This is a genomic window from Pseudohalocynthiibacter sp. F2068, from assembly GCF_023015645.1.
Taxonomy (GTDB): domain Bacteria; phylum Pseudomonadota; class Alphaproteobacteria; order Rhodobacterales; family Rhodobacteraceae; genus Pseudohalocynthiibacter; species Pseudohalocynthiibacter aestuariivivens.
This window is the reverse complement of record NZ_JALKAK010000022.1, coordinates 32,735-52,137: the sequence shown is the minus strand read 5'-3', so window position 1 is coordinate 52,137 and position 19,403 is coordinate 32,735. Positions and strand designations below refer to the sequence as shown.

General features: G+C 52.6%; 19 protein-coding genes, 1 tRNA gene and 1 other RNA gene. 3 read left to right on the top strand and 18 right to left on the bottom strand.

The window, feature by feature from the left end; translation table 11 throughout:
* Positions 1-302: 302 nt before the first annotated feature.
* On the top strand, positions 303-698 hold the full coding sequence (locus tag MWU63_RS18870) for a cytochrome c (protein ID WP_247079461.1): 396 nt from the start codon (positions 303-305) through the stop codon (positions 696-698).
* A gap of 257 nt (positions 699-955) precedes the next feature.
* On the opposite strand, the gene MWU63_RS18865 is transcribed toward MWU63_RS18870, so the two are convergent.
* The 18 genes from MWU63_RS18865 to MWU63_RS18780 form a co-directional block, all read right to left on the bottom strand.
* Positions 956-1,978 (bottom strand): site-specific integrase, encoded by a 1,023-nt coding sequence (locus tag MWU63_RS18865; protein ID WP_247079453.1) that lies wholly within the window; start codon positions 1,976-1,978, stop codon positions 956-958.
* 106 nt (positions 1,979-2,084) lie between these two features.
* Positions 2,085-2,504: a helix-turn-helix domain-containing protein gene (locus MWU63_RS18860; RefSeq protein ID WP_247079451.1), complete on the bottom strand. Its 420-nt coding sequence runs from the start codon at positions 2,502-2,504 to the stop codon at positions 2,085-2,087.
* Positions 2,504-2,716 (bottom strand): MerR family transcriptional regulator, encoded by a 213-nt coding sequence (locus MWU63_RS18855; RefSeq protein WP_247079449.1) that lies wholly within the window; start codon positions 2,714-2,716, stop codon positions 2,504-2,506. The genes MWU63_RS18860 and MWU63_RS18855 overlap by 1 nt, the downstream gene beginning before the upstream one ends.
* A gap of 216 nt (positions 2,717-2,932) precedes the next feature.
* On the bottom strand, positions 2,933-3,964 hold the full coding sequence (locus MWU63_RS18850) for a hypothetical protein (protein ID WP_247079447.1): 1,032 nt from the start codon (positions 3,962-3,964) through the stop codon (positions 2,933-2,935).
* Positions 3,961-5,160: a tyrosine-type recombinase/integrase gene (locus MWU63_RS20505; protein WP_348646254.1), complete on the bottom strand. Its 1,200-nt coding sequence runs from the start codon at positions 5,158-5,160 to the stop codon at positions 3,961-3,963. Before MWU63_RS20505 ends, MWU63_RS18850 begins: the two co-directional genes overlap by 4 nt.
* Positions 5,161-5,313: 153 nt before the next feature.
* Positions 5,314-5,403: transfer RNA gene (locus MWU63_RS18840), tRNA-Ser, on the bottom strand.
* 129 nt (positions 5,404-5,532) lie between these two features.
* Positions 5,533-6,252, bottom strand: coding sequence for an alanyl-tRNA editing protein (locus MWU63_RS18835; RefSeq protein ID WP_213890954.1), 720 nt, complete (start codon positions 6,250-6,252; stop codon positions 5,533-5,535).
* Entirely contained in the window at positions 6,253-8,691 is a 2,439-nt protein-coding gene (locus MWU63_RS18830; RefSeq protein WP_247079443.1) for a DUF3772 domain-containing protein, read from the bottom strand.
* Entirely contained in the window at positions 8,691-9,728 is a 1,038-nt protein-coding gene (locus MWU63_RS18825) for a cysteine synthase A (RefSeq protein WP_213890950.1), read from the bottom strand. The genes MWU63_RS18830 and MWU63_RS18825 overlap by 1 nt, the downstream gene beginning before the upstream one ends.
* Positions 9,729-9,781: 53 nt before the next feature.
* Complete coding sequence (locus tag MWU63_RS18820; RefSeq protein WP_247079463.1) at positions 9,782-10,891, bottom strand: NUDIX domain-containing protein; 1,110 nt, start codon at positions 10,889-10,891, stop codon at positions 9,782-9,784.
* A gap of 13 nt (positions 10,892-10,904) precedes the next feature.
* Positions 10,905-11,345, bottom strand: coding sequence for a TrgA family protein (locus MWU63_RS18815; protein ID WP_213890948.1), 441 nt, complete (start codon positions 11,343-11,345; stop codon positions 10,905-10,907).
* Positions 11,346-11,409: 64 nt separating this feature from the next.
* On the bottom strand, positions 11,410-12,837 hold the full coding sequence (locus MWU63_RS18810; RefSeq protein ID WP_213890947.1) for a deoxyribodipyrimidine photo-lyase: 1,428 nt from the start codon (positions 12,835-12,837) through the stop codon (positions 11,410-11,412).
* 3 nt (positions 12,838-12,840) lie between these two features.
* Positions 12,841-14,067, bottom strand: coding sequence for an aminotransferase class V-fold PLP-dependent enzyme (locus tag MWU63_RS18805; RefSeq protein WP_247079441.1), 1,227 nt, complete (start codon positions 14,065-14,067; stop codon positions 12,841-12,843).
* Between the two features lie 91 nt (positions 14,068-14,158).
* Positions 14,159-15,154 (bottom strand): acryloyl-CoA reductase, encoded by a 996-nt coding sequence (gene acuI / locus MWU63_RS18800; RefSeq protein ID WP_213890946.1) that lies wholly within the window; start codon positions 15,152-15,154, stop codon positions 14,159-14,161.
* Between the two features lie 11 nt (positions 15,155-15,165).
* Entirely contained in the window at positions 15,166-16,269 is a 1,104-nt protein-coding gene (locus tag MWU63_RS18795) for a dimethylsulfoniopropionate demethylase (RefSeq protein ID WP_213890945.1), read from the bottom strand.
* Positions 16,269-16,748 (bottom strand): DinB family protein, encoded by a 480-nt coding sequence (locus MWU63_RS18790; RefSeq protein WP_213890944.1) that lies wholly within the window; start codon positions 16,746-16,748, stop codon positions 16,269-16,271. Before MWU63_RS18790 ends, MWU63_RS18795 begins: the two co-directional genes overlap by 1 nt.
* A gap of 23 nt (positions 16,749-16,771) precedes the next feature.
* The gene (locus MWU63_RS18785) at positions 16,772-17,395 is read right to left on the bottom strand and encodes a DUF1326 domain-containing protein (RefSeq protein WP_213890943.1); all 624 of its coding nucleotides are present in this window, start codon (positions 17,393-17,395) and stop codon (positions 16,772-16,774) included.
* Between the two features lie 20 nt (positions 17,396-17,415).
* A complete protein-coding gene (locus MWU63_RS18780; protein ID WP_246531835.1) occupies positions 17,416-18,204 on the bottom strand; it encodes a DUF2182 domain-containing protein in 789 nt (262 codons plus the stop codon).
* A 72-nt stretch (positions 18,205-18,276) separates the two neighbouring features.
* On the opposite strand from MWU63_RS18780, the gene MWU63_RS18775 reads away from it, so the two are divergent.
* Together MWU63_RS18775 and ssrA are read left to right on the top strand one after the other, a co-directional pair.
* The gene (locus tag MWU63_RS18775; RefSeq protein WP_213890942.1) at positions 18,277-19,029 is read left to right on the top strand and encodes an FCD domain-containing protein; all 753 of its coding nucleotides are present in this window, start codon (positions 18,277-18,279) and stop codon (positions 19,027-19,029) included.
* Positions 19,029-19,379: a transfer-messenger RNA gene (gene ssrA, locus MWU63_RS18770) on the top strand. The genes MWU63_RS18775 and ssrA overlap by 1 nt, the downstream gene beginning before the upstream one ends.
* Positions 19,380-19,403: the final 24 nt, after the last annotated feature.

Here is a 19,403-nt window from a genome sequence, read left to right as displayed (position 1 = left end):
GTAAAACGTCCGCGTCCGATATTTCATCTCTAACACTCCATCTTTCCAAAAAGACTAAAGTGTTGCGACCACCCGTTGAAACCGCCGGGACAAAACGCCCTTTGGCGACTCGTTTGCGAAAGTGAATCTCACGCCCGAACTGGCGCTCCATTATTCTTGGGAAACGGGGGATGGAGAACGGCAAACAAGCGGCTCACTCACGAAATGGCCGCTTGATTCAAGTCAATATGCTTATGACGCGATGGCGTTAGGATCGTCGCGGGACCAATAAACAACGGCTTTTAAAGGTGGAGGATATTGCAATGAAAATGACTGTCCTTGTAACGGCTATTTTTGCCAACTTGTTGGGAGTGCAATCCGTTGCGGCGGAAAGCACCGGTCAAAGTGAATACATGATCGCTTGCGCGGGATGCCATGGTGAGTCAGGGAAAGGTGATGGGCGACTAGCGGAGCTTCTGAAAATTGGAACTCCGGACCTTACTGGTCTTGCTACCCGAAACGAAGGAAGATTTCCGTTTGAATACACAGTTTTCATGATCGATAGGCGAAATGTAATACCCGTTCATGGAAATGACATGCCGGTCTGGGGTGATCGCTTTCAGGCCTCAGCAACCAGCGAGCGTGGAGAGACCGCGGAGATGGTAGCACGTGGACGCATCCTGTCTCTCGTCTACTACCTCCAGTCAATCCAGCAGTAGCACTCAAGAGGCGATTTCGATTTCGACCGACCTCTCAGTCCGCAACCCGGTCATAGGCTGTTCAGACTTTGCTGCAGCTACCAAGAATGGCAACTTTCTCGGCTGCTTTACCGCGTGGTTCTCAAATCAGGCTAGGTGCACAGTTTGCTGCGGGACAGAAGAACGCGGTTTCAATTCGGCTGCTATGGGCTCAGTCCGGACCATCCCTGCTCTACAATCTAACGTCTGGTATGCGGAAAAGCCCACTTTCTATCCATTTATTCCGACATCCCCTGCAGAATCTCTGCCTGCCTCTGGCGTGTGACTGGTAGGTACGAGTTTACTGTGGTTGCCAGATTGTCGTGCCCCATATTGAGCGACCAGGCCTTCATTTCTTCCATGGTCGTGCAAACCTGATCTCCATGGAGCGTCAGCGTTTTTCGGAAACTGTGCGGTGTGTATTCCGGCATCTGGACCATTGCAAAGGCATTGCGGATGATTGCATTGAGTTTAGCTGCACCAGCGTAGCCGTCGCGCGACAGTGTGTTGAATACGAACCCGCCGCCGGGTGCAATTTCGCGCAAGGGTTTGGGGAAAAGCGCGTCTTCGGGGCCAAACAATTTAACCTCCTTCAGATAGATCACCCACTCTTCGAGGCATCTGCGAATTTCCGGGTCTACCGGGTAAAAATAGGTGTCGATGGTTTTAGAGAACTTGGTGTTCACGTCGCGCCCATCCTGAAACACGTGTCCTTCAGCAAGATTAATATGCTTGAGTTTCAGGGACGCGACCGCACCATCCCGCGCACAAGTCAACAGGAAGAACGCAAAGAGTGCCCTGTCACGCTTCTCGAACTCCGTACTGTTCGGCATGGCCCGGAACGCATGAAGGGCCTGCCGCATCGAAGGATAGGGAATGTCACGCGCGGTATGCGCGACGCGGCGCGCCTTGAGTGTGTTATTGAAGTAGTCGGTATCCGTATGCCCAACCGCCTTCTTGTATCCAGGCTTGTCCGCTAGCCAGAAGAAGAAGGCTTTCACCAGCCGTAAGGTCGCATCGATGGTGGAGATACCCAGTGCCTTACCCTTCGTCGAGGCATTGGGCTTCGCCAAAAAATCCTTGAACCGTATCGCCTGATCAATGTGGAAATTCCGGAATGATTTGTACTTCGTGCTTTCTTCAAACCGGACAATTGCGGCCAGAGCCTTGTCGACGGATTTGTCGTCCTGACCCTTTGCGTTTCGAAGATATCGCGTATAGTTGCGTTTTATCCGCTCGTTGCCTTCATCGTATTTACGCATTTTGCGTTTCCTTTGTTATCTACTCGAATTGACCTAGTATTTGTTTGGCGTCACGCGGACCTCTGGAAGTTATGTTTCACGCTGGGTTTGAGAGGTTCGTATAGGCTCATTCATTACTGCGTGTGGCGATGGCCAATATTTCGGCCAAAGACGCGATTTGGGCCGTGCTGGCAAAGCGGATGCAGGGACCTTCACAGGTCTCACACAGAGCTTTTAACTGTCCTCTGGTATCCGATATCGGTACATAGTCAGCCATCATACCGTAGGGCCGCCTGCGGGCGCGACAGGCCATACAATAGAACTCACCCATCGCCATTGGCCCCAAGGCGCGGTCTGCCCTTTTGTCGAGGAACTCCCTGAGCGCTGCACCCATGACCAAATGCGGTTTCTGGCTGGTCAGGACATGCAATCCCTGCGCGCGCCAGGTTCGCACCGTCTGAGGTGTTACGCCCAACAGATCCGCCGCTTCTTCATAAGTGTATTGCCGGTGAAGCTTGACCCTGCGCGCTGAAACGCGCTTCGCCATCAGTCGCGCTCCACCTTTGCCGGTTCAACCCGGTTGGCTTCGGCCCAGGCATTCAGGTCCGATCCGCTGTATATAATCTTTCGGCCTAGCGTGTAGTATGCTGGACCAGTCTTGTAGTGTCTCCACTGAGCGAGCTTCTCACGTGAGCCGATAAGCTCAAGTTCAGAGTCGCCCAACGTGTAGCTGCGGGTATCATCGAAAAGTTTTAACATTGCGTCACCTCAATTTGCATTTGAAAGGTAACACTCCGGTTTGTCTTGGATTGATGGAGCGTCACTTGACGCCACCCAATATTGCAGGATTTTTTTATTACTCCATAGTGAAAAGTTAGCCTTTAAACGGTTGGAACAAATAGGGATTCCGTTTAAAGAGTTTGTCTGTTTTGCAAAACCCTTTAAAGGGTTTTCAAAAATCTGGAACCAATAGAACTATCGGGAAAACATTGCGAGGTACCGGTTTCTAAACTCTGAATTTGTCTTCATTTCGCTAAGATAATAGTCTTTTTGACCTTTCCCTTGGGACCACAAACTCGGATTTTCCGCTGCAGCGTCTTCGATTGCAAGGTCCGCCAAAGCATCTGGCCCAAATCTAATAGCTACAGGATTGGCGCTAACAAGATTTTCCATGCAAGTAAGCAATGCCTCTACCCGCATTAGTCGCTTTTTAGCAGAGGCTTTACCTGCTCCTTTTTCCCGCGCTTCTTTGATGCGCTCCGCCTCAAGGCCAGCAATAGCTTTTTCCTCGTGCTGTAATTTCCATCTTATCATTTCAGCCATTCGCCCAATTTCCATTCCCAAGGCGGTTAAATTATAAGCACCGACAACCCTGCCGAGCCTCTTATTATTTCCGTCCGATAGATAGAGAATTTCGCCGCGAGCAAAGTTTATGTGGTTGCATAGTCTGATAGCACACCAAATAAGTGAATAAGGCTCACAAATAATCTTGCTGTACTGATTAATTGGCAAATTATTGCGCCATGGTTTGTTGTGCTGGCCAGGGTGCACATAGGTTTCAACGCCTTCATCTGTAATGATATAACTACTAAGGTAGCGTTCTCGAAGCTTGTATCCAATTTCTCCGTACAAAGGTCGCCAAATTTGGAATGTTTCGCTCCAATAAACCGCATCCGGAATGCCTTTTGGAAACCCCTCTCGTAGGAAAATATCATTCGACAACTCTAACTCATGTCTGAAAACTTCAGAGAGGTGATATTTTTGGCGTGTCAGTCTGTATAAACGTTCACGCGCGTCCCTTAGCAACCAAGCGGCAACTGAAACATTAGAACCGTCAACGTCTGAGCCTCTAGCGAAATCTTCGAATTTTAGCAGCCCGTCGCCAAACTCTCGCTTTGGAACAACATCCTTTAGAATTGCAAGCAACTCCCTCAACTCTTCTACCTGCAGTTTCCAGTGGTCTATGTGATGCCATCGCCCTGCCTCAGCATGCTCCCGCCAATTCATTTCGCCAACCTCACAACTTTGCCCTGTTCACCTGTCACATACGCAGCCCAACGCTCCATGAGTGTGCGCCTGCGTTCCAATAAATCAGACCGAGCATAGGCCCGCTCAACGTTGTTTCCTAACTGGTGGGAAAGGCTTATTTCAGCGACTTCGCGCGGCGCATTGGCAACTTCAGATGCCCAGTCCCGGAATGTGCTGCGGAACCCGTGAACGGTAACGCCTTCAATCTTCATCCGGCGGAGCAGCATAAGCATTGCCATGTTTGAAAGCGGTCGGTGGCGTTTTTGTCCTTCAAAGACATACTCGCTTTTCATTGCCTGGAGCGGTTCAAGTATCTCAACCATTGCTGATGTAAGGGGAACGCGGTGCAGAGCTTCGGTTTTCATCCTCTCGGCTGGTACGTTCCAGACAGCATTGTCAAAATCAATTTCATCCCATTTAGCACCCAACACTTCGCCAGTTCTTGACCCAGTCAGGCAAGTAAACATAAGCGCCTTTGCCGCCATCGCATTGCGGGATTTCAAATCGAGGTAGAAGGCTGGCACGTCTTGCCACGCCATTGCCTTGTGGTGCTTTACCTTGGCTTTGACCTTGGGCAGCACTCCAGCATCTTTAATAGCTGTTACGGGGTTCTCACCTTCCCGGTAGCCCTTAGACTTCGCCACGTCCAACACCACCTTAAGACGTTGGGCAACCCGTTTGGCAGTTTCGTGCTTCTCAGTCCAGATTGGAGAGAGGCATGATAAGATTTCAGGTTGACCGATATCCGACACCCGCATCTTGCCAATCTTGGGAAAAGCATAGTCCCGCAGAGTGTTAATGAACTGGTCGCCATGCTTGATATTTTTCCAGGTTGGTAGTCGTTCTATGTGAACCTGTTTCGCGATTTCCTCAAATGTTGGGATAACCACATCGGCACCCAATCTTGGGTTTACTCCTTGCTTCGCTAGAATCCGATATTTCAGCGCTCTTTCGCGTGCTTCATATAACGAAACGACATTTGCGCCACCAAGCCCGAAGTCGGTTCTTAGCGGGCCACCTTTCTTGCCCTTATGTCCTTTTACGGTAACACGAACTATCCAGCTTCGAGACCCGGAAGGCTTTACCAAGAGAAATAGCCCGTTCCCGTCGCCATGACGTCCGGGTGGTAACGTCTCCACGAGTCTCTTCGTAAGTTTGCCTGTTAAATGTGTCACGTCGAAAAGTTACCACGATAGTTACCACGTAACGAACACAATCTAGCAAAACCGAACAAAAGGCAAGGAAACGTGCCGATTGACTAATGGTATTTAAAATATAGATAAAACAGCGTTCATTCAAATTGAATGATATTGGAAGAAAAGGGTGGGTGGCGGACAGACAGGGATTCGAACCCTGGAGACGGTCTCCCGCCTACACACTTTCCAGGCGTGCGCCTTCGACCACTCGGCCACCTGTCCGTTGCGCGGGTTCTTAGCAAGACTAGAGGGATAAGCGCAAGCGCTTTAGCGCGTTGTTTTGCAATTGTTCTGAAAGGTCTTTGAAATCCTGAATCAGCTTATGAACAACACCCTTACGTAGTTGAGCAGTCAGCTTACCAAAAGCACATTAACCCGGCGGTTCTGTTTGCCTTTGTTTTCAATTTTTCCAAGCTGAACACTGCCAATTTCACCGGTTTTGGCAACATGCGTTCCCCCGCAGGGTTGCAGATCCACCTGATCTTCGCCAGCGCCAATCCGTACCAGACGCACGTGCCCTGCCCCTGATGGTGGCTTCACCGACATCGTTTTTACAAGCCCCGGGTTCGCCTCGAGTTCGGCATCCGTTATCCAGGTTTCGCTTACCGGTAAATTCCGGGCGATCAGCGCATTCAGCTCTGCTTCCAACGCATCTTTGTCTTCTGGTGTTTCAGGCATGTTGAAATCAAGCCGCCCCTTGTCGACACCGATTGCGCCACCTGTTACTGGCAGCGGTACGACCACGGACAAAAGGTGAAGGGCTGTGTGCATACGCATTAATTTGTAGCGCCGATCCCAATTAAGCGACTGTCTCACCTCGGCGCCGATCATCGGCAAGCCAGACGGTTCACCCGGAACAAGAACAATATCATTTTCTACACCCTTTATTGTCGTTGCTACAGCCAGTTCGCCACCATCCCAAACAAGGGTTCCACTGTCGCCCGGTTGTCCGCCGCCCTGTGCATAAAAGATCGTCTGATCAAGAATGATCCCCCCTTCGGGCGTGTGTGCGACAACCAGTGCTGGCGCATCTTTCAGATAGGCATCTTTGCGAAACAACATTTCTGTCATTTATGTTTCCTCACCCGTCGCGTCTGTGCTTTCAAAATCAACCTCTGCAATTGCGTCGCTCGGAGCGTTAGACGCTTCAGAATGTTCTGATGCCTTGGATGTATCTGGCGCCTTTCCTCCCCCCGAAAGGACTTCGGGATTGCGCAGCCAGATATCGCGCTGAGCGAACGGGATTTCGATACCCTCTTCTGCAAACCGCCGGGCAATTTCATGGTTCATGTCTGACTTGACGCTCAGCATCCAGTTCACATCCCGCAGGATTGCGCGGATTTCAAAATCAAGGCTGTCAGCACCAAAACCCTGAAAAATGACACCAGGAGGCGGATTTAGGATTACCATCGGATGCGCCTCGGCGATTTCCTGTAAAATGGCTGCTATTCTTTTGGTGTCGTTTCCATAAGCAACACCCACCGGAACGATGACACGCCCGGTCAGGCTGCCTTTGGTCATGTTCATGACGACGCCTGAAATCAGATCGGCGTTTGGCACAATCACATCAGCCCGGTCGAATGTTTCAATCCGGGTAGACCGCACCGAAATATCGCGGACGTAACCGGAATGGCTCCCAACTTCGATCCAGTCACCTTCCGAAATTGGCCTTTCGATCAACAGGATGATACCCGAGACAAAATTGGACACGATGTTCTGGAGACCAAATCCAATACCAACCGACAGCGCACCAGCCACGATCGCAAGCGATGAAAGGTCAATACCTGCGCCCGTAATCGCGATGATCGCTGACAAAAATATCCCTAGATACCCTGTGCCAGACACAATCGCGTTACGCCCCCCGGTATCAAGCTTTGTCTTGGGTAAAACCGTGTTGCGCAGCGTGCCCTGAATCAGCCGCGTCAGGGTGTAGCCAAGCACAAAGATGACAGCAAACGTCAGAAAAACAGTGGGCGAAATTCGCGCGCCACCCAGCGACACGCCGCCCAGAAACTTGTTCCACATCTCTGAGAGCGTCGCGAGCCGCGCACCCCATATCAAAGCAAGAACAGGTGCAGCCGCGAAAAGTAAAACAAAGCCAAACAGAACAGGAATAAGGGACTCGCGCGCGCCATCCCTATTGCCAACAAGCAATGCATAAACTTCTGAAAACAAGCGTTGCAGTATCTGAATAAACGCCAGTAGGGCCAAGGTCACCGCAGTCGGGAACACCAACTGCGCGGCAGCCGCAAAATACCCGACAAGACCCAGCACAACACCGACGACGACAACAACCATAACGGCCCGGCCCAACAACCGGATTATTCTGTTCCGGTACGTCTGTTGTTCGTTCTCTGCAGCATCGTTACGTGCATGTTTGACCAGTAGTTGGCCCAGGCGGAACGTCATGACCGCAACAATCACCAGCAAGGGAAATACAAACGCGAGCAATACCCTTGTAGAGAGATTTTCAAATTCAACGACAGCGACAACGATCAGTTGCAGTCCGATCGCAAGCCCCAGGCCAGCGCTGAACCAGCGCCCTTCCGCTTTTTGTTCGGGTGTTAGGTTGAGATAAGGGTCGCTCGTATGCGACCGCGGGAACATACGTACACCCAACCATCGAGCTACAAAAAACGCGAGCCCCGCAGGTGGCAGCGCAGAAACGATTACTGACCCTCGCAACCCGATCAACCCCGAGGAAAAAAGAGCTTCGCTTAGCGCGAAGACACCGAGCAATGGAACGATAACCTGCCCCAGAGAAATTAAGAAACCAAGCAGCCAACGCCAAGCAATCTTATTTTTGCTTTGCACACGCAATGAAAGAACTTCCATCCAGTGTCGACCACGTGACAAAAGGACGACCGCTAGCAAGCCAAGGAACAAAGTCAGCGGCAATTTTTCGCGGAATTGCGCGTTCTGTAAAGGGCTTGCCCAAGCACCTGATATTTCAGAGTGAATACCCGTCAGCGTTTGACCAATTGCGCCAAACCCTTCTGCCCAGATAACCGGATTAAGGGGCGTTGGACCAAGCTCCAGAAGTTGATCCGTTTGTCGGCTCCGGATGATACCGTCGACCTGTCGGATCAAACCGTCAGCACGCGTAAATGCCTCCTCAGCTGTCTGTATTGGCACGCGAACACTGGCGAGCGTTTCGCTCAACGTCTGGCGTCGCGCGGCAATTTCCGCAGACTCTGGCACACCGTCAGGAACCGGCCCAAGTGCTGCAAGCTGTGACTCAAGCGTTTCTATCCGGGCTTTGTTTGCAGATTGCGCAACCGAAAACTTTTCGCGCCAACCGGCCAGTTGTGCACGAAGCTCTTCAAGAGCAAGATCAGACGCCCGCGCCGCTGATACAGCATCTTCGGCGCGTTCTGCGGTTTTTTCCCACTCTGCATAATCTGGGGCGGTGACAACTTCCTGTGCGACCGCATGTGCAACGAATAAAGGGCTTACAGCGCCAGAAAGCGCCAAAATCAAACATAAAAGAAGCGAGTGAAATGTTTTCATCAATCCTCAAAAACGCCCGGAATGCTACGCGGTGCAGCATCAAGCCAGTCTGGAACCGGCAGGCCTTTTTCCTTTAAAAATGTCGGGTTAAACAGCTTTGACTGGTAGCGATTTCCATAGTCACACAGCACCGTCACAATCCGGTGTCCCGGGCCAAGCTCGCGCGCCAATCGGATTGCGCCTGCAACGTTGATACCTGAAGAGCCACCCAGAATGAGCCCCTCTTCCTTGAGTAGGTCAAACACAATCGGGAGCGCTTCTGAATCTGAAACTCGATAAACATTGTCCACCTTCAAGCCTTCGAGGTTTGCTGTAACTCGCCCCTGACCGATACCTTCGGTGATCGATCCACCGACTGATCCGAACTCTCCGGTGGTATAGAAATTGTAAAGCGCTGATCCCTCTGGGTCCGCCAGGCCGATTTTTATGGTCTTGTCACGTGCGCGAAGCCCTTCGGCAACGCCAGACAATGTACCGCCTGACCCAACTGCGCAGATGAACCCATCAAGCTTTCCGTCCATCTGTTCCCAAATCTCCGGTGCTGTTGTTTCAACATGCGCTTGTTTGTTCGCCACATTGTCAAACTGATTGGCCCAAATCGCACCATTAGGTTCGGTAAGTGCTAATTTATTCGCCAATCTTTCTGAATATCGAACATAATTGTTCGGGTTCTTATAGGGCGCAGCCGGTACCTGAACAAGCTCGGCACCCGCCAGTCGGATCATCTCTTTCTTTTCCTGACTTTGCGTTTCAGGAATGACAATCACCGTTTTAAACCCAAGCGAAGCGCCAACCAGGGCAAGACCAATTCCCGTGTTGCCCGCAGTTCCTTCGACAATGGTTCCACCCGGGCGGAGCGCACCCCGTGCGACAGCATCTTTGATGATATAGAGCGCAGCCCTGTCTTTCACGGACTGACCGGGGTTCAGAAATTCTGCCTTGCCATAAATGTCGCATCCTGTCTCTTCACTGGCTTTCCTCAGCCGGATCATCGGAGTGTTCCCAATCAGTTCAACAAGGTCGTTGCAAATGCGCATATGTTTCTGCCCTCTTAACGTTCCACCCTGTGTAGGCTGCGTTTTGGCGGAACTCAAGCATCCGCGCGCAGTCGATCACGATTGAGTGCGAGCCAAAATGCCGACAGTACAAGTGGACCGGTTTCAGCTTCACCACTCTCAACCAATGCCATCAATTGCTCAAAGCACAGAACATGTGTGCGAATATCTTCACCTTCACCGGATACGCCGCCAAATTCATCTACTTCGTCAGGCAAATCACACAAACCAAGATAGGTATGGAAATACTCTGTTGCAGCACCGGGGGTTGGGTAATGTCTGTTGATCAGCTGCAGATCTGTCAGTGTTAACCCTGCCTCTTCCTTTGCCTCACGATGCGCTGCATCTTCGGGTGTTTCCCCTTTGTCTATGCGGCCTGCAATCGGCTCGAGCGTCCAAGGGTGTCTATCCCCACGCATAAACGCACCCACACGAAACTGTTCGACGAGCAAAACCCGGTCACGTGCGGGATCATAGGGTAAAACGATGACCGCATCGCTTGTTACAAAAACCGAGCGGCGCAACGGTGCAGAGACGGTTCCATCGAAACGACGATGGGACAAATCCAAATCGTCGAGCGCAAAAAAGCTGTCATAGGCGCGTTCGTGATTCAGTAAGCTGACATCGGCCTGCCCGAAGCCGTATCGCAAACCTGATGGTGTTGGGCTGTGAACCGAAACTATTTTACGCGCCCGTGCCCGAAGCATTTGTAAACGTCTTGCAACTTCGTCTGCATCGATCTGGCCAAATAACTCGGCCACATCTGCAGCCGCAATCAATGTCACCGCGCCATATTGTTCTACAAAATCTTCAAGGCTCCACGATGCCCCTTTTTGCCACTGACCGGGGCGTGGAAAATAAACCTCGACTGGGGATGTCTCCCCGATTGGCGTCACCAGATGCAAATCATAGTGAAACCCGCCTTCGTAATAGTTGAGCCGCGCAACATCTTCTTCTGAAGCGTCAAAACTGACACCTTCAGCAACGCTGCCGACTTCTTCTGTAATAAGCGGGAATATCTGACCTTTTGCCCAGTAAACCGCATGGTCGGGCAGGCGTGAACGTGTCATCTCATCTTCTGAGACCGAACGATTCAACACCACTTCCAGCAGCGGACGATGACACAACGTGCCATAAAAAAACATTTGCTTCACGTTTTTAGTTCCACCGCCGATCAGCAGCATTTGTAACAAGACCGGCAATTATTCCGCCAATCAGTGCCGTGCCGATCACTTCTGTCGTTGCAATCAACTTCGCGTATTCAAACCCGATCTCGAAAATCGCGACAACCGCCTCTGTTGGGTTGTCGTAATATTTTCGGAGCGACAGTTTTACCATTTTAGCCGCCGAATGCAGGAAAAGCGCCAGCAGCCCGAGTGCGACGCTTGTTGTTATACCAATGCCAACGGAGCCGCGCACCCCGCGCCCTGCACGCGGGCCCATGATTCTCCAGCCGCAAACGACACCCAACAAGGCATTTATGATGCCAAGGAACGGCACAGGTGTTCCCTCTGGTAAAAGCGGCACAATCATTCCGGAAACCAAATAGGCAAGACCTGCAAAACAAGCTGCGGCGACAAGGCGGGCTGCTGTGGGCATCTGACTACTCTTTTTTTTACCTCTGGCCGTAGAAAACCAGAAAAACCCAAAAAACGCACCTAAATTATTTTAAATGACCTTCTTTCCAGGCGGAATATGCTACAAGTGCAACGCCCCGCCCGTCAGAGGCTGAAACAATCGGATCAGGGTAGGCAATATCTTCACTCAGGGCCCAGCTACGCGGCACAGCCTTGAAATAAGACAGCGCAGTCCGGCTTGGCTTGGTATATCCTTCCGCGATCCAACGCCGCTGATAGCTCTGGTCCGCATCAAACTTGTCCGCCTGTGTTACAGGGTTAAACACCCGAAAATAAGGCGTTGCGTCCGGTCCGCAGCCCGCGACCCACTGCCATCCCATCGCATTGGCTGCCGGGTCCCAATCTGTCAGGCAATCCGCAAACCAGGCCTGACCGATCCGCCAGTCAGTTAACAGATGTTTTGTCAGGTAGCTTCCGACAATCATGCGTGCGCGATTGTGCATTGTCCCGGTCACGTACATTTCACGCATCGCGGCATCAACAAACGGAATACCCGTGCGCCCCCGCCGCCAGGCTTCTGCAAGCTCGGTGTCTCCACGCCAGGGAAAGCTTTCCCACACCCTGCGCCAGCATTCCGTTTCGATCCAGGGTGTATGATGGATCAGATGATACGAAAATTCGCGCCAGACCAGTTCCTTCAGAAAATGTTCTGCACCTAAGTGCCCTTCGTTCAGCGCCCTTGCACCTGCATGCCAGACCATGCGCGGACTAATTTCCCCATAAGTCAGATTTTCGGATAGTCCCGACGTTGAACGCAGGCCCGGAAAATCCCTGTATTTCTTGTATCCATCAACAGCTATCTCGATGAAATTACGAAGCCTGTCTTGTGCTGCCCTTTCCCCGACACGCTGGTGTTTGGCCACCGCCGCCGCACCGCGATTCATTTCAGCGTCCATTTTCCAATTTGAGAGCGTGGCACTTTTTGGCCAGTTCGCAGGTGCAGGCCACCGCTTTGGTGCGGGCAGGCAAACGCCAACCTCTTTTTGCTTCACCGTATTCCAGAAGGGTGTGTAAACTTTGTAAAACCCGCCGGTTTTTGTTGAAACCGTCCAGGGTTCAAACAGCACATGTCCCGGGTGGCTGTCTGCCTTAACCCCCTCTTTACGCAATGCAGCCTTGACCTCTGTATCGCGCACCTTTGACGCAGTATCATAAAGGCGCGACCAGAAAACACCCGTCGCGCCCGTCTCGGCAACCACAGAACGTAAAACATCATGCGCACGCCCGCGTCGCAGGATTAGTGCTGCACCCAGATCGCGAAGTTGAGTGGAAATGTTTTCTAAAGACAATCCCAGCCGAAATTTCGCGGCCGCACCAAGGACTTCAACCACCTCGTCATGAATGAAAAGCGGTATCACAGGCTGTCCTGTCGCAATCGCAGCAACCATTGCCGGATGATCGGCCAGCCGAAGATCCCGCCTTAACCACAGTATGATCGGTGGCCTTTGGCCCATACGTTAAAGCACCTCGTCCAATACACTGATCAGCTTGGAAACTTCGTTTTCGCTTGTGTAATGAACAAAGCTAAGCCGAAGAACGCCTTTGGCTGGGTCGATCCCCATCGCCTCAAGTGCGCGAACAGCGTAAAAGTCACCCCCGCCTGCCATAATACCGTGTGGCGCAAGCTCAGCGGCAACGGGTTCTGCCTGCCCGGAAAGCTCTACAGCAACTGTCGGCGCCCGACTGTCCGCCTGTGTCGGTCCAACAAGCCGGACAGAGTTTTTCTGTGAAAGGTAGTCAAGAACAGGTTGCAGATGTTTAACTTCATGCGCGCGCATCAGGTCATGCACGGCTTCAGCCCGCTTTGTCTCATCTGCCGCCTCTGAGAAATGATGGGAATACAAAGCATCTGCATAGTCCGCCATACCGGCGCTTGCCGCGACCTGTGCATGGTCCGGCCCCGCTGGGGTGAAACGCTTATAAAGGCTTGCTTCGTTGAAATAGTGCCCCTGGTTCGGAAGCATCATGCCCAACTCGCGCCGCATCACCATGATCCCCTGGTGCGGACCGTAGGTCTTGTAGGCAGAAAACAGGTAAATATCTGCCCCCAGCTTGCCCACATTCGGCAATCCGTGGGGCGCATAGCTTACCCCGTCAACGCAGACGAATGCCCCCGCTGCATGTGCAATCGCTGTCACCGCAACAACATCGTTAATCTCGCCCACAACATTGGAACAATGCGGGAAACAAACCAGCCTGACGCTCTCATCCAACAGATCGACAAGGTCACCGGGGTCCAGATGGCCCGTTTCCGGGTCAATCGTCCATTCACGCACTTCGATCCCCTCGTCCGCCAAACGGCGCCAGGGACCAGAGTTTGCCTCGTGGTCCTGATTGGTAACAACAATCGCATCACCGGGTTTCAGCCACTGGCGAAAGGCCTGCGCAAGAACATAGGTGTTCTGCGTTGTTGATGGACCAAAACTCACCTCATCGGTATCCACACCCAACATCAATGCCAGACGGGTCCGCGCCTCATCCATTTCCTCGCCACCTAATCGGCTTGCCTCGTAGGCCGAATAGGGTTGCACTTTTCGCTGGTGATAAAACCGCGTCAGACGGTCGATCACTTGCTGGCACGTGTAACTACCCCCGGCATTTTCGAAAAATGCCTGTCCTTGCAAAGAAGGCTCTGAAAAGGCGGGAAACTGCGCACGTACAAATTTAATATCAAGCTGGGTCATGCTGGCCTCAATAGAAGAAGACCCCAAAGCCGATGCTCCGGGGTCTTTCATGTTAGGCATGACTGCGTTGGGTGCAAGCCGTTAGTGCACCTTAATCGGCATTCACATCAACAACGACACGTCCTTTGACCTGACCCTTCAGTATATCTGCACCAAGTTTCGGAAGATCAGAAAGTTTCGCTGGCTGGATCATCTGCTCGAGTTTTTCCATTGGCAAATCTTTTGCGATCCGCTGCCACGCACGCACGCGGTTGTCATAAGGCTGCATCACGGAATCAATCCCAAGCAGGTTCACACCACGCAAAAGGAACGGAATAACGGTCGCAGGAAGTCCAGTGCCACCCGCAAGCCCTACCGCTGCGACAGAGGTTCCATATTTCATTTGTCCAAGAACGCGCGCCAGCATTGCGCCGCCAACGGCATCGATACAACCAGCCCATGTTTCACCTTCCAGCGGGCGTTTCACGGTCTCATTCAGCTCTTCGCGGGCAACGATCTGGGTTGCACCCAGTGATTTGAGGTACTCGGCAGTTTCTGGACGCCCGGTAACACCGGCAACCTCATAGCCAAGGTTGGCCAGGATCGCAGTTGCAACAGAGCCGACACCACCCGCAGCACCGGTTACAAGAACGGGACCATGATCTTTTTCAAGCCCGTGATCTTCCAGCGCCATAACGGCGAGCATGGCCGTGAAACCGGCTGTTCCGACCGCCATTGCCTGACGTGTATTAAGCCCCGCTGGCAGTGGCACAAGCCAATCGGCCTTGACCCGCGCCTTTTGCGAATAACCGCCCCAATGTGCCTCGCCCACGCGCCAGCCGGTCAGCACAACCTTGTCACCAGGTTTGTAACGGTCATCATCCGATGCTTCGACCGTTCCTGCTAAATCGATGCCTGGAATATGCGGGTAGTTTCGAACAAGCCCGCCACCTGGGCCAATGCACAGGCCATCTTTGTAGTTCACCGTCGAGTATTCAACAGCCACGGTAACATCACCACCGTCCGGTAGCTGATCTATCCCAATCTGCTGTACGCTCGCGCTTGTTTTGCCATCTTCGTCTTTTTCAACAATCAATGCGTTGAACATTATGCTCTCCTTCAAATCCAGAATTTATCGCGGACGGTTGCCTTGCGCATTCCGTCTGGTGTTTCGACCTCTACTTTGGTTCCCGCATCCCAATGGGTCATGCGGATCATTCCAATCGCAACGTTTGTCGTAAAATCGGGTGACCACGCAGCGGAGCTGATGTTACCGACCTTTTTGCCGCCAGCAAAAACCGACCAGAGATGATCACACGCAGGCACAGCGTCCCCGTCAATCTCGATCGCACGAATTTGACGAATCGGCCCTTCCATCGCGACGCGCAGCAAAGCGTCCCGGCCAACACAACCAATCGCGCTCTGCGTATCACAGAATTTGCCAAGGCCGCATTCGTGCGGGGTATTGTTGCGCGTCATGTCGTTGCCATACGACAGCAGCCCGCCCTCAATGCGTTCTATCAGATTTGGGCACCCTGCCCTTACATTGAGGTCTTCGCCCGCTTTGAAAAGCGCGTCCCACAGCGGCATCCCGATATCGCTACCTTCGACATAAATTTCGAAACCACCCTGTTTCGAGTAACCAGATCGCGCGATCACCAGATCGCGTCCTTCAAAACTGAAGCGATCATAGCGGAAAAACCGCAGCTTGCGGATTTCTTCGCCAAAGACCCGCGCCATCAGATCATCAGATTTTGGCCCCTGAATCCCGAGTGGCGAAACATCCGGCTCGTCCACCAGCACGTCCAGACGATAGCCATAAGCAATGCCCTTGGCCCAAAACAACAAGTCGCTGTCCGCAATCGAAATCCACCAGCGATCTTCGGCCAGTTTCACGGCGACCGGGTCATTGAGCATGCCGCCAGTTTCATCAACGATAGGCACGTAGAAACATTGACCTAGCTGCATATTACTCAGGTCGCGCGGTGTCAGCATTTGCATTAAACGTTGGGCATCAGGTCCCCGAAGCTCAACCTGACGTTCACACGACACATCCCAAATCTGCACATGGTCTTTAAGATGTCTGTAATCGGCGACCACGCTTTCGAAAACCGTTGGCAGCAGCATGTGGTTGTAGACAGTGTATCCTTTGACGCCCGCTGCCTCGACACCTTCGCTAAAAGGGGTGCGGCGCAAACGGCGGGACTGAGCGATTAGAGCCATCAGGCATCCTCCGGCATAAAGAAGAGATCGGTATCACCGGGGCGTGCGCCCGCTGCTGTTAACATAGCATGAATCTGCCCGCGGTGATGGGTCTGGTGATTGAAAAAATGCGTGATGCAGAGCGCAAGTGGCTTAATTATTTCGCGCCCCATAGCACCGGAAAACCAGATCAGGTCGCCGGCAAGGTCTTCTTCGGTCAGATTTTCAGCCCAACGCAAAATGCGCGCATCGGCCTTGGCGCGTTCAAGCTTAATCTGCTCCCAGTCCATAACAAAATTCTCGCTGCCGGGAATGCCGGTTTTTGGCGGCTCCCATCCATCAAAGCGGCTCATCCAGATCGTATCGCCCCAAAGAAGGTGAGAAAACGTGCCGCGGATAGAACCAAAAAAGGCGCCTCTGTCCGCATCGCGCGCCTTTTCGTCAAGCGTATCGGCAGCCGTCAGCAGGTTGTTGTTCTGCCATCGGTTATACCGCGCCATAGTGTGACAATAGCCGGGGGCTATCACCGGCCCGGGCCTTTCCAGTCAATCTGACAAATCTCAGCCGAACGGCCCGAGAAATCCCAGACACGGCCATAGGCCCGCACTTTGCCTTTGGTGGCCGTTGCAATCGTAATGTCCGGGCCCATCCAGTAGCCTGTGTTGCTAACGACGATATCCTGATCGGGGTCGTTCCCCTCGACAGGGACGATTTCACCCTGAATGGTTTTGCCAACCATCAGGCGGCGCGCCTTGCCCTCTGTGGTAAATTCAACAGGTGCGCGTTCTGCGCCCATGAATTCGCTGACCAACATGGAAAACAGCCCTGTTGTACCTTTGGCCGCGCCTGAAAAGATTTTGACCAGCGCGTCATATGCTTCATCGCTTGAGCGTTCGTCTATGTAAGCAGCGGCCTTCCAGTTGCCCCGCCCCATCATTCCCGGGATATCGAGCACGAGCCCAACATTGAGGCCAGACAGATCCGTGTCTCCATACTGACCTTTGTCAATGCGAATGCCCGACCATGCCTGACAATAACCTTCGGTCGGGGGGTGCGCACCAAGGCTGACCACGCAGGGGCAGAACACAGTGCAGTTACAGTTGAGGATCAACTCCCCCTTGATGGTCCATTCTGGTAGATCAGCCATTTCATTCCTCCTAAAGATTTTCAGAACAGGCCTATCGCCTGCCCCGCTAATACAATTGCCCCACCAATCAGGGCGACGCCCAGGGGGCGTGTCACGTAGCGCCCGATCTCGGGCAGTTTTTCAAAAACCATGATCAGGGTCGCAAGCCCCATCCAGATCAGGTTCATTGCGCCGCCAACAAAGGCCAGCGCCATTAAGGCCCAGCAACATCCAAGGCAGATCAAACCAAGCCGAAGCCCCATCGTTGCGGCATTCCAGCGGGTGGGCGACCAATGTTCCATAAAGAACGTAAGCGGCATTCTGCATTTCGAGAGGCAAGCCTCTTTCAGAGGTGAGAACTGGTAAATACCCGCGACCAGCAGCAGTACAACAGAAAACCAATCTGACAAGCTCTGACCAATTGGGGACACCAGGCCCGCCGCTGACAGGGTCATCTGTGCAGCAGCGGCGAATACAGAAAACCCGAGCCAGATCACCAGATATCCGCCAAGCAATTCGTAGAAACCCCGGCGCGTCGTTGCCTGTGTGGCAGTCAGATCATCGTAAGTTGTGAGGGCTGGCAAAAACGTTGGGGCCATCATTGCGGCGGACATAGCTGCCCACATCAAAACAACCTTGAAGTAACCTGCCGCGTCCGGCGTGACCGAACAAAGTTCCACCCAGAACTCTGCCCCGTAAATACGCCCCATGTCGCGCAGGTCTGATGGCAGCGACATCGCATATAAAACGACCCATGCACCAAGGATCAAACCGAATACGGCAAGCCAGTGGCCGCCCGTCATTCGCCTTATCCTTTGTGCAAAATCCATGTCTCTTTCCTTATGTGCCGAGTCGGAATACAATTGTCAGACTTTTAAATGTCTGACAAATGAAAAATGGCGATGAAAGATAAAAAACCTAAGCGCGATCTGTCCGTTCAAATCGCCGAAGCGATCAAAGATGCAATCATTTCAGGACAGTTGATCGTTGATGAACGTCTGCCCTCCGAAGCAGAGCTTTCTTTAAAGTTTGGCGTTTCTCGCCCGACGGTGCGCGAAGCACTAAAGCGGCTGGCCGCGCAGAACCTGATCCGGACTCAACGTGGGGCAACTGGTGGGGCCTTTGTCAATCGCATCCGATTTGAAGAAGCCTATGGCCAGCAAATCACGACCTCGACGCTGTTGTTGTCGATGAATGAAGTTGATTTTGAAACAGCCTGCGAAGCGCGTTTCATGTTGGAACGCGCCTGTGTGACGCTTTCCGCCCAGCGGCGGACCGATGACCAGCTTGCGACAATGCGCGCAGAAATTCACCGGCAGGCACAACCCGGTTTGTCGGATGAAGCTTTTTGCGCCTCTGACGTCGCGTTTCACCGCGCACTTGTGGATGGGGCAGATAACCCGGTTTTGTCTTATCAGTTGGCAGGCGCTGTCGAAGCGATTGAGCCGCTTATGAACATGGTCACTTTCACGGCACGCAACCGCGCGCGCATCGTCGAACTTCACACCCAAATCGCCAATGCGATCGAAAACCATGACAGTTCAGCAGCAGATCAGGCGCTGGCAGACCTTGCTGCCTATTCTGTTGAGCTGGCACATGACGTACGCGAAGCACGGCAATCCAGAAAGAAAACCACTGCGCCGGCAGCGTCTTAGGCCTTGCGCCTACACCACCGCCACCTTATCTTAACAATGTTCCTTCGGGGACTATGGACATAAACGCGCTCGTAATAAGCGGATCGGACCCGGGGGCGGTACCCGGCGACTCCACCAGAAATCCTTCATTTGGGGATCATGGGGTCGAAACAGGATCGACGAACGTCTAAAGGTGTTTGCTTTGTCTCGGTGAGATACCACCGTTATCGGTTCACAAAAGCTAGTTGCAAATGACAACAAAGCTCCGATGGCTCTTGCTGCGTAAGCAGTTCGATCTATCAAAACTTAAGCCCTTGCGCCTAGCAGCGTAAGGCGGGGTTCGCAGGCACCTGGCAACAGAAGCCTGCACTTTCACATCTAATTTGAACCCAAAA

Bases quoted from the DNA above. Each gene is read 5' to 3' on its own strand.
- MWU63_RS18790 (WP_213890944.1), bottom strand. From the start codon at position 16,748: ATGGCGCGGTATAACCGATGGCAGAACAACAACCTGCTGACGGCTGCC.
- MWU63_RS18865 (WP_247079453.1), bottom strand. From the start codon at position 1,978: ATGCGTAAATACGATGAAGGCAACGAGCGGATAAAACGCAACTATACG.
- MWU63_RS18815 (WP_213890948.1), bottom strand. From the start codon at position 11,345: ATGCCCACAGCAGCCCGCCTTGTCGCCGCAGCTTGTTTTGCAGGTCTT.
- MWU63_RS18870 (WP_247079461.1), top strand. From the start codon at position 303: ATGAAAATGACTGTCCTTGTAACGGCTATTTTTGCCAACTTGTTGGGA.
- acuI (WP_213890946.1), bottom strand. From the start codon at position 15,154: ATGTTCAACGCATTGATTGTTGAAAAAGACGAAGATGGCAAAACAAGC.
- MWU63_RS18785 (WP_213890943.1), bottom strand. From the start codon at position 17,395: ATGGCTGATCTACCAGAATGGACCATCAAGGGGGAGTTGATCCTCAAC.
- MWU63_RS18855 (WP_247079449.1), bottom strand. From the start codon at position 2,716: ATGTTAAAACTTTTCGATGATACCCGCAGCTACACGTTGGGCGACTCT.
- MWU63_RS18795 (WP_213890945.1), bottom strand. From the start codon at position 16,269: ATGGCTCTAATCGCTCAGTCCCGCCGTTTGCGCCGCACCCCTTTTAGC.
- MWU63_RS18825 (WP_213890950.1), bottom strand. From the start codon at position 9,728: ATGCGCATTTGCAACGACCTTGTTGAACTGATTGGGAACACTCCGATG.
- MWU63_RS18850 (WP_247079447.1), bottom strand. From the start codon at position 3,964: ATGAATTGGCGGGAGCATGCTGAGGCAGGGCGATGGCATCACATAGAC.
- MWU63_RS18835 (WP_213890954.1), bottom strand. From the start codon at position 6,252: ATGACAGAAATGTTGTTTCGCAAAGATGCCTATCTGAAAGATGCGCCA.
- MWU63_RS18830 (WP_247079443.1), bottom strand. From the start codon at position 8,691: ATGAAAACATTTCACTCGCTTCTTTTATGTTTGATTTTGGCGCTTTCT.
- MWU63_RS18820 (WP_247079463.1), bottom strand. From the start codon at position 10,891: ATGTTTTTTTATGGCACGTTGTGTCATCGTCCGCTGCTGGAAGTGGTG.
- MWU63_RS18860 (WP_247079451.1), bottom strand. From the start codon at position 2,504: ATGGCGAAGCGCGTTTCAGCGCGCAGGGTCAAGCTTCACCGGCAATAC.
- MWU63_RS18810 (WP_213890947.1), bottom strand. From the start codon at position 12,837: ATGGGCCAAAGGCCACCGATCATACTGTGGTTAAGGCGGGATCTTCGG.
- MWU63_RS18775 (WP_213890942.1), top strand. From the start codon at position 18,277: ATGAAAGATAAAAAACCTAAGCGCGATCTGTCCGTTCAAATCGCCGAA.
- MWU63_RS18805 (WP_247079441.1), bottom strand. From the start codon at position 14,067: ATGACCCAGCTTGATATTAAATTTGTACGTGCGCAGTTTCCCGCCTTT.
- MWU63_RS18780 (WP_246531835.1), bottom strand. From the start codon at position 18,204: ATGGATTTTGCACAAAGGATAAGGCGAATGACGGGCGGCCACTGGCTT.